The sequence below is a fragment of the Candidatus Xiphinematobacter sp. Idaho Grape genome (assembly GCF_001318295.1).
Lineage (GTDB): Bacteria > Verrucomicrobiota > Verrucomicrobiia > Chthoniobacterales > Xiphinematobacteraceae > Xiphinematobacter.
Map to the genome: position 1 here is coordinate 535372 of NZ_CP012665.1, position 16225 is coordinate 551596.

A 16225-nucleotide genomic window follows, 5' to 3' on the forward strand; every position below is an offset into this window, starting at 1 on the left:
TGGGCACATACCCCGTCTCTGGTTAGCTATGGTTTCCGCCTTCAACAACATCTTTAAGATTCCCGAGCTTCGGAGGAGGACAATGTTCACCTTGGCCATGATCGTAGTCATGCGTTTAGGAGCAGCGATCGCCACTCCAGGGGTAAATGCGGAAGTACTTCGGCAGTGGTTTGTTAGTGCTACTGGTTCGCACTCAAGCGGTGGTGTCGCCACACTCTTTAATCTTTTTACAGGTGGAGCGCTGGGTAATTGCGCGATTTTTTCATTAGGCATCATGCCCTACATTAGTGCATCCATTATGCTGCAGCTACTAACAGCGGTGGTTCCTCGTCTTGGAAAACTAGTACGCGAGGAAGGGGGACGCCAAAAAATCATGCTTTATGCCCGGTATATTACTATTGGACTTTGTATCGTCCAGGGCTATTTCCTTGCGCTTTCTCTTGAGAATCCTGCCTCCAGCCCGTTTCTTCAGGGCATTGTCGGAACAATGCAGCGGTTGGATATGGAGCTAGTTCCGTATCCTGGTCTTGGGTTCCGTCTACTCACCATTATCACAATGACTGCAGGCACTCTTTTTCTCATGTGGCTAGGTGATCAAATTACCGATCGAGGGATAGGTAATGGCACTTCCTTAATCATCACAGTAGGAATCCTTGCCCAGCTTCCTGCAGGTCTCTTCCAGGCTTGGAAGACATTCGTTCCCACTGTTACCGGTGTAACGGCCAGCATAAATCCTCTCGTTCTAGTTCTAATGTGCGCCTTTTTGGTGCTTGTGATAGCTGCAGTAATTGCTGTCACTCAGGCACAAAGAAAGATTAGTATCCAGTATGCAAGGCGAGTAATGGGGCGCAAGGTATACGGCGGGCAAACGCAATACATGCCCCTCAAAGTTAACTACGCAGGGGTGATGCCCATTATCTTCGCACAAGCAATCCTGATTTTTCCTTCCACTATTTTAAAGATGGCATTCCCTCAACATAGAACTGCCTCCAATTTAGCAGACATGCTAGCCTCTGGATGGTTGCATTATACTCTCTACGGGTGTATGATCTTCTTCTTCAGCTATTTTTGGGTAGCGACGCAGTTTCAACCTGTGCAAATTGCCGATGATTTAAAAAAATGTGGGGGGTTCATCCCTGGTGTACGCCCGGGAAGGCCAACAGCGGATTTTTTGGACTATGCTATGACGCGGCTAACCTTCGCCGGTGCCGTCTTCCTCACTGCCATTGCTATCCTGCCGCAGATTCTATACCAGGGGCTAAGTCTGCCTTATACAGCAGCACAATTTTTTGGAGGCACGGGGTTGCTGATTATCGTTGGTGTCGTCCTCGATACCATGCGCCAGGTGGAAACTCATCTGCTCCAGCGGCACTACGATGGCTTCTTGCGTAAAGGGCGACGGCGTGGTGCCGAGTACTACGTGGGTGGCGGAGTAGTTACAGCAGATTCTTCCCTGGTGTGGGCTTATGTTGCTGTAGCGATCCTAGTTATCACTGGTACCACTATTTTCGTAGCTTACCGTCACTAAAGAAGTGAGCAGACAGTGTAAAGACAGCCAGCATCCTGGGGCTTTCTTCGTAGAAAGAGAGAACACCAGCCTACCCTTGTCCCTGCATAATTTTCAGGAAAGAGAAGGTAAACTATGATCCCTATTAGGAAGAGCAAGGAGATTTTTCAGATGCGTCTGGCTGGTGAGATCGCGGCTGGGATTCTCGGAGAGCTTGTTGGGATGATAGTGCCTGGGGTAACGACGAAAGATGTTGATGAGGCAGCAGGAAAGTTAATGGATGCAGCTCAAGTGCGTAGTGCCTTTCTCGGCTACCGAAATTTTCCTGGAAGAATTTGTATTAGTCTTAATGAGGAAGTCGTTCATGGGATTGGTAGCAGCCGTCGTCACATTCAATGTGGAGATATTGTGAAACTCGATGTGGGTGTTATTCGAGAGGGTTGGGTTGGTGATACCGCTGCTACCATCACTGCCGGTGTGGTCTTGCCTGAGGTTTCCCGCCTAGTCTCCGCTACCCAAGGAATTCTTATGAGCGCTATTTCTATAGCCACGGCTGGAAGGAGACTGGGTGACCTTTCCGCCCACATTGAAGAATGCGCTTTTGCTGCTGGTTATAGCGTTGTCCGCGAATTTGTGGGACACGGTGTTGGTCGTAATCTTCATGAAGAGCCACAAATCCCGAATTTCGGCGAGCGCGGTACCGGGCCTGTATTGAGGGCTGGCATGACTCTTGCCATCGAACCTATGATTAATGCTGGTAGAGCTGATGTCCGTATTCTTGAGGACAAATGGACTGTTGTGACTGTAGACGGAAGTCAATCTGCTCATTTTGAGCACACTGTGCTCGTGACGAATGAAAAACCAGAAATTTTAACATGTCCAAGGAAAACTCCATTGAAGTAAAAGGTAAGGTAGTTGAGCTTCTACCTAATACGATGTTTCGTGTGGAACTGGAGGGCGGGCAACGCGTCCTGGCCCATATCTCTGGAAAGATGAGGTTAAATTTTATTCGCATTCTTCCTGGTGACATGGTTACAGTGGAGGTCTCTCCTTATGATGTGGCCAAGGGACGCATCACTTATCGGTGCAGATAAAGAGCTACAGTAAGCGCTAGAATGAAAGTCCGAGCTTCAGTAAAACGCCAGTGTGAAGGCTGTAAGATCGTGCGGCGGAAAAACGTTGTGCGGGTTCTTTGTAAGAACCCAAGGCACAAACAGCGTCAAGGTTAACCAATATCAGTCCAACATTTATTATGCCTCGACTCCTTGGTGTTGAAATTCCTGGTGATAAGCGTATTGAAGCTTCCCTGCAGTATATTTATGGAATTGGCAAACACACGGCTGCTCGCATTTTGGAGCAGGCCGATGTTGGGGTGGATCTTCGGGCTAGAGCGCTAAGCCAAGAGCAGATTGCGGCGATTGTTCACGCCATCTCCGCCAGCAAGATTTTAATTGAGGGAGACCTGCGTCGAGAGGTTCAAAATCACCTTAAACGCCTACAAGGCATCAATTGCTACCGTGGGATACGCCATCGTCGTGGGCTTCCTGTACGTGGCCAACGAACGTCTACTAATGCTCGCACCAGGAAGGGAGCTCGTAGGACAGTCGGCATTGTCCGGAATAAAAATGTCAAATCTGGCAAAGTATGATTTTCCTTTTCATAGCAAGCGATATTTGCTAGCCATCCCATCCAGGTTTTCGTGCAATCTCTTTCTTCTACAATGTTCTACAATGTCCGATAAGAAAACTGATGAGGAAGCGGTGATAACCGGGGAAGAGGTGGCTGCCAAGCGTAGGCCCGCGGCAGGTGCCACTCCCAGGTCCCAGAGGGGGAGTGGGAGACGGTCGGATGGCAACCAGGGAAGGCCGGTCGTTAGAGCTAAAAAGGGTGGCAGGAGTGTGGTTCAAGGTGTTGTCCATATCCTCGCCAGCTTCAACAACACCATTGTAAGCATTGCGGATCAGAACGGGAAGGTTGTAGGCTGGTCTAGTGCTGGTAAGTGTGGTTTCAAAGGGTCAAGAAAAAGCACAGCTTACGCCGCCCAACTTGTAGCACAAGATGCCTGCCGTCAGGCAATGGTGGGGTATGGTCTTAAAGAGGTGGAGGTGCGTGTAAAAGGTCCTGGGGCAGGGCGCGAATCAGCTGTGCGTGCTATTCAAGCCATTGGATTGGAAATAAGCCTCATTCAAGATGTCACTCCTACTCCACATAATGGATGTCGTCCTCCCAAGCAACGCCGCGTTTAGTTGATTATTTTTTTCTCATGGCACGCCGTACCGGACCAAAAACGAAAATCAGCCGCCGATATGGTACCCTCATCGAGGGGTCTGCCAGGGCATTCGAGAATAAGACTTATCCCCCAGGAGTGCATGGTCCCAGTAGAGGCATGCGTCGCAAGCTCTCCGATTATGCATTAGCTCTTGCGGAAAAGCAGAAGCTGCGCTGCCAATATGGCGTGCTCGAACGCCAGTTCCGGCGCTATTTTCGGCAGGCCTTAACTAAAAGAGGGGTTACTGGAGAGATTCTCCTTCAACTGCTTGAAACTCGTTTGGATAACGTCGTCTATCGGCTTGGGTTTTCCAGGACACTGCGAGGGGCTCGTCAGCTTGTTTCTCATGGGCACATTTACTTAAATGGCCGCAAAGTAAATATTGCCTCTGCGAATCTTCGACCCGGAGACCATGTAAGTATTAAGGGCAGCCCCAGTTCCAAATCTCTAGTCCAGAAAGTCCTAGAGGTAGCTCACATCGTGGCGATCCCAGATTGGCTCTCAGTTGATCGTGGAAATTTGACTGGCAGAATAGTCAGGCTCCCTTCTAGGGAAGATATCAACCCGATTGCAAATGAGCAGCTGGTTGTCGAGCTCTACTCTAGGTAGGCTTTAACCTTAACCGCTCGGAAACCTAAAAGCAGCTGGATCCCTTGTGTCGGGTGGTGTGCGGCTAAGATCTTTAAATCTAAAAAAGAAATAGTATTCTCTGTAGGCTTGGATATTCCTACTCGGTCTGAAATCTGTCCCGGGGACACTTGGGACCTAAGGGCAATTTTTCCCAGTGGAGCTGACTGGGAAAATGCCTTTGAAGAGCTGAGAGTATGCTACACAGAAATCCTCAAATTTCGTGGGCATCTCTTAGACTCTCCCAAGACTCTGAAAAGCTGCCTAGAATTTAAGAGGAAAATTGACATGCTCGGCGAGAAAATACGAGAATACGCAGCGCTACGTCTTAGTGAAGATAGTTCAAACAACCAAGCACTCGATCGAGAGGCTCGCTTAGCTAGTTTTACCCCGCATCTACAGCAGTCTTCATCCTTTATAGCACCAGAACTTCAAAGAATACCTGATGATGTGTTCGTTAGTTGGCTGCAGGACCCTTCTTTGGAGGAATGGACGTTCTTTCTTCAAAAAATTCTGCGTACAAAACCACATACGCTCTCTGAGCCAGAAGAGCGTCTTTTAGCTCTTGTCGAAGAGGCATTAGGGGGTGCTAGCACTGTTTTTCGCCAGCTGACAAACGTTGATATGAATTTTGGTCATATTCATGATAGGGGGGGTGTCTACCGCAAAATTCAATTAACACAAAATACGCTCGCCTCCTTTCTTACTAGAAGGGACAGAACAATCAGGAGGAGGGCCTTCAGAAAATTCTACCAGGAATTTTCTGACCACAGGTACACGCTATCAGCTGCTTTGGTCAGCTCAGTGCGACGAGACGTATTTCATGCACGGGTACGGAATTTTTCATCATCACAAGAAGCAGCACTCTTTTATGATGATGTTCCTCTCTCGATATACGACAATTTGATCTTCACTATCCGTACTCATCTTCCCTTGTTGCACCGTTACTACAGCTTACGCCGGCGTGTGCTGAAGCTTCCTGCCATCCACATCTATGACACACTGGTGCCGCTAGTGGATTCTATCCAGATGAGCATTCCGTTTGAGGAAGCAGTAGAAAAAGTCCTGTCGTCAGTTGCTCCTCTAGGCGAGGAGTATGTTAGCGTACTCCGCAGAGGACTAATGGTCGAACGCTGGTGCGATCGCTATGAAAATAAGGGAAAACATAGTGGAGCGTTCAGCGCTGGTAGCTATTCTAGCCCCCCCTACCTTCTCATGAATTACAAGCAGGATGTCTTCTCTGACCTCTATACACTTGCCCACGAAGTAGGCCATTCTATGCATACGTGGTACTCAAGTAGGGCCCAGAGTTTTCAAAACTATCGTTATCCCATCTTTCTTGCAGAGGTCGCCTCTACCTTTAATGAAGCATTACTTACTGAGCACTTGCTTGCTAAAGCGAGTGCTTCCTCCGTATATGCCTATTTACTTAATCGACAGATCGACGACTTGCAAGGGAGTCTCTTTCGGCAAACAATGTTCGCAGAGTTTGAAAAAATCATCCATACAGCCGAAGAGGAAGGACGTGCACTCACACTAGAGTTTCTAAGATCCTCCTACCGGTCTTTGCTCGATGCTTTTTTCGGGCATGAAGTAGTAGTTGACGATGTCGCGGAGCTCGAGTGTCTGCGAATCCCTCATTTCTACGATGCATTCTATGTCTATAAATATGCGACTGGTGTTTCTGCGGCTGTAACCCTGTGCAATAAGGTACTGGCAAGCGGAGATGCTTCTGCATACCTTGGCCTTCTCCGGAGCGGAGGGAGTCGATTTCCAATCGAGACTCTACAAGCAGCAGGAGTAGACATGAACTCCCCGGAACCTATCCAAGTTGCATTACATCTATTTGCTCGTCGTCTGGAAGAGCTGGAAGCTCTTCTTGAATAAGAAGATAAGCACTTCACGTCTGGACATTGGAAAGCACCAAGCTGGGGGCCATCTTAACCTGGGAATCTGCGTGCAAGAAGAGTGGCATTATGACCACCAAATCCAAACGAGTTGTTAATAGCAATACACACCCTTTGCTCACGAGCCTGGTTAGGTACATAGTCAAGATCACATTCTGGATCTTGGTGCTCAAGGTTGATCGTTGGAGGCACGATTCCATATTTAATCGCCAAGACACAGGCAGCCATTTCCACCCCTCCGGCTGCTCCAAGTAGATGGCCAGTCATAGACTTCGTCGAGCTTACCATAGTAGTTTTAGCACTACTGCCTAACGCAAGCTTGATTGCCTTAGTCTCGCAAATATCACCAATGGGCGTAGAAGTCCCATGCGCATTAATATAATCGATTTCTCCAGAATTTACACCGGCATGTTGCATGGCCATTTTCATACAGCGCGCAGCTCCCTCACCCTCCGGGAGAGGCTGCGTCATGTGATAGGCATCACTACTTAAGCCATATCCAGAAAGCTCGCAGTAAATAGATGCTCCTCGGCGTTTAGCGTGTTCTAGTTCTTCAATAAGCAGTATCCCAGCCCCCTCACCCATAACAAACCCGTCGCGATCACGATCAAATGGACGAGAGGCTCGCTCTGGTTCATCATTTCTCAGACTTAGCGCATTCATGGCTGAAAACCCTGATATGCCCAAAGGGGTAATAGTAGCCTCGGCACCACCAGCCAGAAAAACATCAGCATCTCCAAACTTAATGATACGCCAGGCTTCCCCAATAGAATGATTAGCAGTTGCACAGGCAGTCACAATGGACATGTTGGGCCCACAGATGCCAAATTCCATTGAAACCACACCGCTTGCCATATTGCTAATCATCATAGCAATTGTAAAGGGGGAAACACGGGATGGTCCGCGTGCATACAGACGCTTTGTTTCATCCTCCATGCTTTGCAAGCCTCCTATGCCACTTCCAATCAGGACGCCGAAGCGATCACGTTGAATGGTCTTGATATCTAATCCTGAGTCCGACAAGGCCATGGTGGCGGCAGCTACGGCAAACTGAGTAAATCGGTCTGAGCGCCTAGCTTCCTTGAGCGCTTTGGCTTTTGCGACCTCCTCAAAAGATCTGGTGCTGGTGCAAAGATCCTGCTCAGCAGAATGATGGAATTTATTTGCCTCTTTAAAAACACCAACAGGATCAAAACTCCGGACCTCCCCTGCAATTTTGCAGGAGTAGATCTCTGAGTCGAATGCCTGATAAAGTCTGACACCACTTCGGCCTTCAATTAGGTTTTTCCAAAATGTTTTTACGTCGTTACCAAGCGGAGTTATAACGCCTAGACCTGTTACGACGACCCTACGATCACTCATCGATTGAATCAAACTTAGGAACCACAAGGGAGGCTCAACGGAAAGGGTTATTCATTGGCTGTGTAGAGCAGCCTAGAATTTACTGTGATCCCATCCCTACATTTTGCACAACCTGGAAGAGCTTACCTTCAGTTTGGATAGAAGGTGCAATGATAATTTCTGTTTCTTGAAATGCGCGAATGGATGCAGCGCCTACGTTACCCATACAGGTAGTGACGGCTCCTATGAGATTCTGGCTGCCATCATCCACGCCTGCCGGACCGAAAAGAATCTGTTGCAAGCTTCCCGTAGTGCCCACATGAATACGAGTGCCACGGGGGAGATTTGCATGGGGAGTGGCCATACCCCAGTGATAACCCTTGCCAGGGGCCTCCCTGGCTTTGGCAAATGCACTACCTACCATTACCGCATCCGAACCACATGCCAGCGCTTTGCATACATCGCCTCCTTTGCGCATTCCTCCATCGGTAATAATAGGAATATAGGACCCGCTTTTTTTATAAAAGGCATCGCGTGCTGCAGCACAATCCACCGTAGCGGTAACCTGTGGCACTCCTAAACCAAGTACTCCACGAGAGGTGCAGGCAGCTCCCGGGCCAACGCCAACAAGAACTCCTGCTGCTCCGCATTCCAAAATCTCAAGTGTCACGTTGTAGCTAACAGCATTGCCAACAATGACTGGCAGAGACATTTTTTTGCAAAAACTGGCGAGCTCAAGAGACTTATACTCATTAGAAATATGCCGAACGGTGGATACAGTACTTTGGATCACAAAAATGTCTGCTCCTGCTTCCGCCGCAATGCAGCCGTAAAGTTCTGCATTTTGTGGGATGGAGCTTACCGCAGTAGTTACTTGAGATTCCTTGATTTGTTGGATACGTTTAGCGACGAGTGCCTCCTGTACAGGTTCTTGGTATAACTTCTGCAGCAGGGAGGTGACATGTTCTCTCTTAGCTTTAAGGATTTCATCGAAAATTTCTTTGGGGCTTTCATAGCGGGTTTGTATTCCTTCCAAATTAAGGACTGCAAGGCCACCGAGGAGTCCCATTTCCCTCGCAAAACAAACGTCCACTACACCATCCATTGCACTCGCAAGAATAGGAATGTTAAGGCGGATAGGCTCCCCACTTTTTCTTGGAATAGAGAAAGTGATATCTACCTCATTGGGATTGATGGTAACTGTACCAGGAACCAAAGAGATTTCGTCAAACCCATAAGTAACGCGTGCCTTTCTATTTTTTCCGATCCACATTCCCATAGATACTAGTAGTTCGATGATAGTTTTTAAAACATGTGCGTTTACTACGTTCATTTAAGCTGCTACACCGTGGGCACCGGACAAGCGTAGCTGGAGAACAATCTTCGAACTCCATACCGCACAACAGACACCGAATATGGCAGCGTAGTAAACAAGCCACATGCCTCTTTCTACCTATCTCGTAGGCTATCCAGACAGCAGAAACCGCCGCAAGGAAAACTAGGGTGTAGATTTCTGGAAGTTGAGAGAGATTGATAGAAATCATGTTTCTTGGCAACTAGCAGCACGGTAAGGACAATTCCGAGAGAAAGTAACAAAAGCCTGTCGTCCCAGCAGAGATGCCCCGTCCTCCTTTAGTATTCCCGATTCTAAGTAGGTTTCTTATAGGTCGCACCTCTTACGCTTTTTCTCAAAACTCAGATTCTCTAAATAAACTGTGAAGTGGAAGCAGATCCCAGGATCTACCGTCTGGTATTTTCATGGCTGGACAACCACATACATGATAGACTAGGAGAAGAGGATATAGGAGAGGCGCCTTCTGAATAAGGCAGGGGGACCTTGCAGCTTTCCACCTGATTTAAGGTAATCAAGGGAAGACGAAGCAAAGGGAAAAGAGCGATGGGTGACAAGTCCGTAGTCAGCTGCATTTAGAATTCAGATCAGTTTTGATTGGGTAGTTCCTTATACAAAGGGATCGAATTTGTGGCTGCCAGATTATCTCCGAGCATTTCGCTGTATTTCCGTACTAAGGAGATAAACAACCACAGGTGATAAGTTTAGAGATCCCTGGGTGGGGGATGCGATACTAAAAAGAAACAACCCAGTAGCATGAAGCAAGGCAGAAATTCCTACTGCGATAACAAGTCTCCAAAAGGGGCCCTGAGACCAAAAGGGGCGTAGCCGCCGCCAGTCCTGGGTTTTTCTCATCTAAGAACGCTTTCCTTGTGTTGCCAGAACAACAGGATATCCCTGTCTAATAGATTGCCTAAGGACTTCTGCTACTAACCACAGGGGCGTCCATTGATCCGCCCTAACAATTACTGAGTGAGATTGGGAGTGCAGCTTCCTTAAACTGGCTTCTAATTCCGTGAGAGGAACGTTCCGGCCAGCTAAAAAGACACTCGGTAGCGGTAGGGCAGTAACACTGATTATCAAAGGATTCCCCTGGGGAGGAAGCAGAAATGGGGAATAGGGCACTTCGACTGCTATTCCTGGCTGTAACACTAAGGAAGTACAAATCAGCAAGAAGAACATGAGAAGAAGCGCAACGCTGGCTATCGGCGCTAAAAACAGCCAGGCAGAATCGGGAGAGTAGGTCCTTTGCAACTTCACAGAGCCTTCCCCTGCGATGTAGATTTCAACAGATAGATAATTTCAACCCCAGCTCGTTCCATATCGTGCATGAGAATATTAATGCGAAAAGAAAGGAACTTATAAGCCGTAAAGGCAGCGATGCCAACTGCAATTCCTGCAGCGGAACAAAGCAAACTCTGATAGACACCGTCAGCAAGCTCCGCAGCCGTAGTATACCCTCCATGGAGGGTAATAGCTTGAAATGCCTTAAGCAACCCTAAGACAGTGCCAAGCAGTCCAATCATCGGGGCGCCATAGGCAATGGCATGGAGAATGGGTAGGTTCTTTTCCAATTTCGGCACTTCCAACTGTGCAGCATTCTGAACAACTTCTCTGGTTTCTCTCTTGTCAAAGTCATACTGTAAAATAGCCTCGTGAAGGACGCGAGCCACCGGACCTGGCGTACAAGCGCACTCTTGTATGGCCTCCGAAAAATTCTTTCTCTCTATGAGAGTCGCCAGTCCTTTTAAGAAATCGCTGACATGGATACTCGCCCGATGGAGGGAAAGTAACCGCTCAAAAAAAACTCCAAGAGCAACAATGCTACAGAGTAGAATAACCCACGTGAGAGGTCCACCCTTTTGTACAAACTCAGCCATGACTCTCAGGGTTAATATTAGGAATTGCTGATCTTACACGGGGGTCATCTCTCTGTCGAGGATCAGATTTTTCTCTGCTTTTCAAAGCAAGAAAGGGTGAATTATTGTCGAGCTGTCAGACGCCATCGAGCCCAAGAGGCCTCTTGCTGCTCATTACTAGATTTCAGAAGAATAATGAATTTTAATGAGTCTGAACACACCATCCTTCATAAATATGTTACTCGCCATGGCCCCCCCTGATAGGTGAAACTAATCCCCCAACAAAGTGGCGTAGGAATTCTAAATTCTCCAGGGGACCCAGATAGAATAAGATGAAAGGCCCTTTTAGGAGAAAGAGTCTGTTAAAGGAGGGAAGCGACCCTTCCCATTCTGTGGCCCGTTCCATTTGACGGAAAGAAAGGCGACAATACTCCAGAGTATCTTCCCCCTCTCTCTTCCCCTCAGTTAGAGCTATAATCTACCTATGTCCGCTGTTTCTCCTTCTTCGCATCCTATCCTTGTCTATCTCCATAATCAGACCTCAGTAATTTCAGTAGGGGAGAAGTTGTGATATTCACGGGCCCGTAGCACCACTGGCCAAACAGTTGACAAGGAGCACGCTGGAAAGCGAAGCTCCGGAAGATGCTTGCGATTTACTCGTTTGAGTCTCATACTACCGTGCTCTAGTTTTGTGTGACTCAACGGAAAGTTTGCCAAGATGGACTTTGATTTTAGGTTTAATGCGGAAGGGTTGATCCCTGCTATTGTTCAGCAGGCGCTCGCTTCCCAGCATCATTACGGTCGTGTCCTAATGATGGGATGGATGAACAGGGAATCTATAGAACAATCCCTATCCAAAGGATTCATGCACTATTGGAGCCGTTCTAGAAATAAGCTTTGGCTTAAGGGAGAGACCAGTGGCAATGTTCAGAAAATCATACGTTGGTTTGTAGATTGTGACCGAGATACCCTTCTTTTTTTTGTAGACCAAAAAGGGTCAGCATGCCACTCCGGTTCCCAAAGTTGTTTCTTTTCGGAATTAGACGCAAAACAGGGTACGGTAATCCCACCTAAAGGGTACCTTTCCACGAGCGAAGGGGATTTCTCCAAAAAAGAAAGTGAGAGGTAGAGGCCTGTTTGCTTCTTGGCGAGTTGCGCCATCCAAATTAGGTGTGGGTCTACTGGAGTCAGGCCGCGTTTTATAAATTGGTATCACATAATCCCTGCCGGCACTGGACACACACAGCCTTGGTGCCTTTCGTGAGTTGTGCCGGTATTGTGTAAGGGAGCAGGGCAAAGGTGCAGGGGCACAAGCCTGGTGTTCCAGTTGTATGGACACTCAAAACTCCTACGGAAAAAAGCTGCCCCTTCTCTATCTTTGGATGTTTAAAAGTCTCCTCTTTAACCCCCTTAATGGAAAGTATAGAGTGGGTTCAATTCGCGCTTTTCTTCAGTTTATTTGTTTCTCGCACACAATTTTTGCCTTGCCCTTTGCTTTAAGCGCTATGCTCACAGCAGCGCACGGGTTTCCGTCCCGTAGAATTTTCCTGCTTATCATCATGGCTATGGTTTTTGCCCGGACAGCAGCCATGACGTTTAATCGAGTGATAGATTGGGAACTAGATAAACGCAATCCGCGCACTGCTTATCGCCACCTATTGGTGGGTCAACCAGTTGCCATTGCAGCCTGTGTCATCTCTTCCTTTTCCTTCATAGCTACTACTTGGCTAATTAACCGATTGTGCCTGGTGCTCTCTCCCCTCGCTTTAGGAGTCGTTTTCTTTTACTCCCTGACAAAGCGGTTCACCTATGCGTCACAATTTTTCTTAGGATTAGCGTTGTCAGTAGTTCCTATAGGGGCATGGAACGCAGTAACTGGGGAATTCGCTCTTCCCTCACTAATATTAGCGCTATGTATTTTCCTTTGGGTGGCAGGATTTGATATGATCTATGCCGTGCAAGACCTTGAGGTCGATCGACGTGAAGGTCTTAAGTCCATGGTAGTCCTACTAGGTATACCTGCGTCGCTACGTGTAGCGAAATGGCTCCACATGGGAATGCTTCTCCCTCTCAGCTTTTTCGGATGGGTGGAACGATTTGGTTTCTCCTATGCCATCGCATTAGGACTAATTTTCTGGATCCTGGTATACAGGCATTTCATGGTTGACTGTAGTGCGAAGGCTGCCAACTGGGCATTAAGTAATGCAGCAGTTGGATTGCTCCTTATGGCGGGGGTGTTTATGGACTTCTATTGGAAGTCCAGCCTCCGCTTCTAGTGCTAGAAGCTACGATTCAGGTACGGAGGGAAGAGCAACGCCGGTTTTATCCACACAACCGCAACCATCCCCCCAATCTTTCCGATTCTATTGGTTCCCCTCTAAAGGGAACCCCGTATAGAAAGCTACCAGGATGTACAGAGAACGAATCCTACACCGTGCCCGTACCCCCCCCAACGGCCCTTTTTGCAGTGGCTCTTCAAAAAAGACAAATCCTCAAGAGGAAGTAAAAGCTAGTACTGAGGCACTGATGGATCGATCCTATCGGACCATGCATGGATACCACCCTCTACGTTAAACAATTTTGTAAAGCCAGCGTCACGCAGTTGACACAGTGCCCTCATGCTCCGTCCCCCCGTTTTACAATGAATATAAATTTCATCGGCAGCATCCAGCTCACTCATGCGGGAGGCAAGTTCGCCTAATGGAATCAGGCGAGAACCGGGAATTCTGGCAATCTGGTGCTCATGGAGTTCACGTACATCTAAGAGGGTCAATGGGATACCGGAACTAAGCTTCTCCCTTAATACCTCGACGCTCACTGTCGGAACTGCAGTTCCGATTTCTGCTGAGCGTGAGACTCCGCAAAACTGTTCGTAGTCGATAAGTCCCGTAAGAGTGGGTCGCTCACTGCAGAGAGGACAACGAGGATCCTTGCGTATTCTAAACTCACTAAATTTCATCTTGAGAGCGTCGAAATGGAGAAGCCTACCTATAAGGCAATTTCCTATCCCTACTAAGAGCTTAATGCATTCAATGGATTGAATGAGGCCCACAATACCCGGGAGAACTCCCAAAACCCCACCCTCAGCACAACTAGGAACAGTTCCCGGAGGGGGTGGCTCAGGAAAAAGGCAACGATAGCAGGGACCACCCAGATGTGGGGCAAATACCGTACTCTGCCCTTCAAATCTAAAAATCGAGCCATAAATGTTCGGCTTCTTCAGAAAGAAGCATACATCATTAGAAAGGTATCGAGTTTGGAAATTATCGGTACCATCAACGATTAAATCGTAATCCATTACGATGCTCGCGGCGTTTTCGCTGCAAAAAAGGCAATCGTACGCCACCAGGCTTACATGGGGATTGATGTCCCTAATTCGCTCCAGTGCACTGTCAAGCTTTTTTCTGCCGATGTCCTTTGTTCCATGTAAAACTTGACGCTGCAGATTAGAGCGGTCCACGATGTCAAAGTCCACCAATCCTAGTTTGCCAATTCCAGCGGCTGCAAGGTAGAGGGCAATGGGAGAACCTAGCCCTCCAGCTCCAATACAGAGAACGCTGGAAGCTTTAAGCTTTTTCTGCCCCTCCAAGGTTATTTCTGGCATAATGAGGTGGCGCGCATATCGCGCAACTTCGTCGCGGCCAAGCTCGACAGAGTCAATTCGCTCCGTGCCAATGATGCTGCTTGTTCTATCCATACTTAAATCTAAATCCTCCCTAGGCTGAGGGTAAGAAGTAGTTTCCCAGGAATCAACAATGAAATTCCGCTACAGCCCGCAATTTCTGAATATTATAGGGCAGAAACTATTTTGACATGGGTAAAAAATATCCCCTTGCGAAAAGGGGCGAGGATTCCAAGCTCCGATTCGAAAAGAGGACTAATGGGGCTTAGCACGGTGCAATCTAGAGAGAATACGTGTCACATCAGCAATACACTGCTAATAGCCGGACAGCGGTTAACATGACAGTGGCTTATCCAATGACGGAGCTACTCCCTACCCACTTTCTAGGTGAGGCGCATTTGAAGGAGTGTCTATGGTATGTTCTCCGCGGATGAGGTCAGAGAGTTTTTCCCGCTCTCGAACAAGGAAAGATCTGGAATTGTCTACCATAACCTCTGCTGCAAGAGGACGGGAGTTATAACGGGAAGACATAACAGCACCATAGGCACCAGCACTCATAAGTGCTAAATAGTCTCCAGGCTGACAATTAGGGAGAGTGGTATCCTGCAGGAAGAAATCTCCGCTCTCACAGATAGGCCCAACAACATCCGCTGTACCTGCAGCAAGATGGGAGGAGTGTTTAAGAGGAACCACTTGATGCGGCGCTTCATAAAGGGCAGGTCGAATGAGATCGTTCATGCCGGCGTTCACAATCACGAAGCGCTTGGTAAATTTCTTCTTGACCTGGATTACTTGTGTGACAAGTACGCCAGCATTGCCAACAAGGCTGCGGCCAGGTTCGAACAAGATTTTAACTCCAAGGGAGGAAAGGAGTGGTAGGAGGGCCGCAGCGTATCTCTCCGGGGTTAGAAGTTTTGCATCTGCCCCTTCCCACCACTGTGGAGTTCCACTTTCTAGAGCTTCTTGATAGACAATTCCCATACCCCCCCCTATGCTGAAAGACTCAACTCCGTAACATTCCTTGAGACGGACGACAAGAGGGGATAGCTTTTCGACAGCCTCGACGAAGGGTCGACAATCTAGAATCTGGGAACCAATATGGGTCTGGATGCCGCGAATGAAAAGGTGAGGTAGACTGGCAGCGTAAGCGTACGCTTCTTCAGCGCAGCCCAGGTCAATCCCGAATTTGTTGTGGGCCTTTCCCGTAGTAATGTAAGAATGTGTACCTGCCTCCACGTCCGGGTTAATACGCAAGGCTATTGGGGCCCTTCTTCCCAGTTTTCCTGCAATTCTGTTGATAATCTCTAGTTCAGCTTCGGATTCTACAACAAAGCAGTGTACACTTTCCTTAAGTGCATAGTCGATTTCTTCCTGGGTTTTACCGATTCCTGCAAAGGTACAACGACCAGCACAACCACCGGCCTGAAGGACACGATAGAGTTCCCCACCAGAGACAATGTCAAACCCCGACCCTAGCTTAGCGAAAAGATTCAGGACAGCCAGATTAGAATTAGCTTTAACTGCGTAGCAGATTAGGTGGTCTAAAGGTGCTGAGGCAGCTTCCAAACGCTGGAAATTGTCCCGGATGGTTTGTGCTGAATAGACATAGAGGGGAGTTCCATAACGCTCGCTCAAGTAAGAGAGTTCCTGCTGTTCACAGCAAAGTGATCCCTTGTGGAAAGCAAAGTGATGCATGGTCAGAAAAAATGTAACCGCTGTTCTCCAATGTCAATAAGTCAGTG

At 48.0% G+C, this 16225-nt stretch carries 16 protein-coding genes; 10 read left to right on the top strand and 6 right to left on the bottom strand.

Features of this window, described 5'->3' with window-relative positions:
* Positions 1-28 precede the first annotated feature (28 nt).
* The 8 genes from secY to pepF all read left to right on the top strand — a co-directional run bounded on the left by secY (position 29) and on the right by pepF (position 6290).
* Positions 29-1528 (top strand): preprotein translocase subunit SecY, encoded by a 1500-nt coding sequence (gene secY / locus AMD24_RS02525; protein ID WP_062100525.1) that lies wholly within the window; start codon positions 29-31, stop codon positions 1526-1528.
* Positions 1529-1642: 114 nt separating this feature from the next.
* A complete protein-coding gene (map, locus tag AMD24_RS02530) occupies positions 1643-2410 on the top strand; it encodes a type I methionyl aminopeptidase (protein ID WP_062100526.1) in 768 nt (255 codons plus the stop codon).
* Complete coding sequence (infA, locus tag AMD24_RS02535; RefSeq protein WP_062100527.1) at positions 2383-2601, top strand: translation initiation factor IF-1; 219 nt, start codon at positions 2383-2385, stop codon at positions 2599-2601. The genes map and infA overlap by 28 nt, the downstream gene beginning before the upstream one ends.
* A gap of 21 nt (positions 2602-2622) precedes the next feature.
* Positions 2623-2736, top strand: coding sequence for a 50S ribosomal protein L36 (gene rpmJ / locus AMD24_RS04345; protein ID WP_082383023.1), 114 nt, complete (start codon positions 2623-2625; stop codon positions 2734-2736).
* A gap of 23 nt (positions 2737-2759) precedes the next feature.
* The gene (gene rpsM, locus AMD24_RS02540) at positions 2760-3155 is read left to right on the top strand and encodes a 30S ribosomal protein S13 (RefSeq protein WP_062100528.1); all 396 of its coding nucleotides are present in this window, start codon (positions 2760-2762) and stop codon (positions 3153-3155) included.
* An 82-nt stretch (positions 3156-3237) separates the two neighbouring features.
* Positions 3238-3753, top strand: a complete 516-nt coding sequence (gene rpsK / locus AMD24_RS02545; protein WP_082383024.1) for a 30S ribosomal protein S11 — start codon at positions 3238-3240, stop codon at positions 3751-3753.
* Positions 3754-3770: 17 nt separating this feature from the next.
* On the top strand, positions 3771-4385 hold the full coding sequence (gene rpsD / locus AMD24_RS02550; RefSeq protein WP_062100529.1) for a 30S ribosomal protein S4: 615 nt from the start codon (positions 3771-3773) through the stop codon (positions 4383-4385).
* 108 nt (positions 4386-4493) lie between these two features.
* Positions 4494-6290, top strand: coding sequence for an oligoendopeptidase F (gene pepF / locus AMD24_RS02555; protein ID WP_235503170.1), 1797 nt, complete (start codon positions 4494-4496; stop codon positions 6288-6290).
* Positions 6291-6343: 53 nt separating this feature from the next.
* Here the strand turns inward: pepF and fabF are convergent, their stop codons facing one another.
* The 4 genes from fabF to AMD24_RS02580 all read right to left on the bottom strand — a co-directional run bounded on the left by fabF (position 6344) and on the right by AMD24_RS02580 (position 10882).
* Entirely contained in the window at positions 6344-7672 is a 1329-nt protein-coding gene (fabF, locus tag AMD24_RS02560; protein WP_062100531.1) for a beta-ketoacyl-ACP synthase II, read from the bottom strand.
* A gap of 79 nt (positions 7673-7751) precedes the next feature.
* Positions 7752-8930, bottom strand: coding sequence for a GuaB3 family IMP dehydrogenase-related protein (locus AMD24_RS02565; protein WP_062100875.1), 1179 nt, complete (start codon positions 8928-8930; stop codon positions 7752-7754).
* A gap of 927 nt (positions 8931-9857) precedes the next feature.
* A complete protein-coding gene (locus tag AMD24_RS02575; RefSeq protein WP_148565182.1) occupies positions 9858-10262 on the bottom strand; it encodes an ExbD/TolR family protein in 405 nt (134 codons plus the stop codon).
* Complete coding sequence (locus AMD24_RS02580; protein WP_062100534.1) at positions 10259-10882, bottom strand: MotA/TolQ/ExbB proton channel family protein; 624 nt, start codon at positions 10880-10882, stop codon at positions 10259-10261. Before AMD24_RS02580 ends, AMD24_RS02575 begins: the two co-directional genes overlap by 4 nt.
* Before the next feature lie 697 nt (positions 10883-11579).
* Between AMD24_RS02580 and hisI the strand changes: the two genes are divergently transcribed.
* On the top strand, positions 11580-11990 hold the full coding sequence (gene hisI / locus AMD24_RS02585; RefSeq protein WP_082383025.1) for a phosphoribosyl-AMP cyclohydrolase: 411 nt from the start codon (positions 11580-11582) through the stop codon (positions 11988-11990).
* 202 nt (positions 11991-12192) lie between these two features.
* On the top strand, positions 12193-13137 hold the full coding sequence (locus AMD24_RS02590; protein WP_062100535.1) for a UbiA-like polyprenyltransferase: 945 nt from the start codon (positions 12193-12195) through the stop codon (positions 13135-13137).
* A gap of 233 nt (positions 13138-13370) precedes the next feature.
* Here AMD24_RS02590 and moeB read toward each other — a convergent pair whose 3' ends face one another.
* Both moeB and lysA read right to left on the bottom strand, forming a co-directional pair.
* A complete protein-coding gene (moeB, locus tag AMD24_RS02600) occupies positions 13371-14558 on the bottom strand; it encodes a molybdopterin-synthase adenylyltransferase MoeB (protein ID WP_062100537.1) in 1188 nt (395 codons plus the stop codon).
* A 297-nt stretch (positions 14559-14855) separates the two neighbouring features.
* Positions 14856-16178 carry a diaminopimelate decarboxylase gene (gene lysA, locus AMD24_RS02605; RefSeq protein WP_062100538.1) on the bottom strand — a complete coding sequence of 441 codons (1323 nt, stop codon included), beginning with the start codon at positions 16176-16178 and terminating at the stop codon, positions 14856-14858.
* Positions 16179-16225 lie beyond the last annotated feature (47 nt).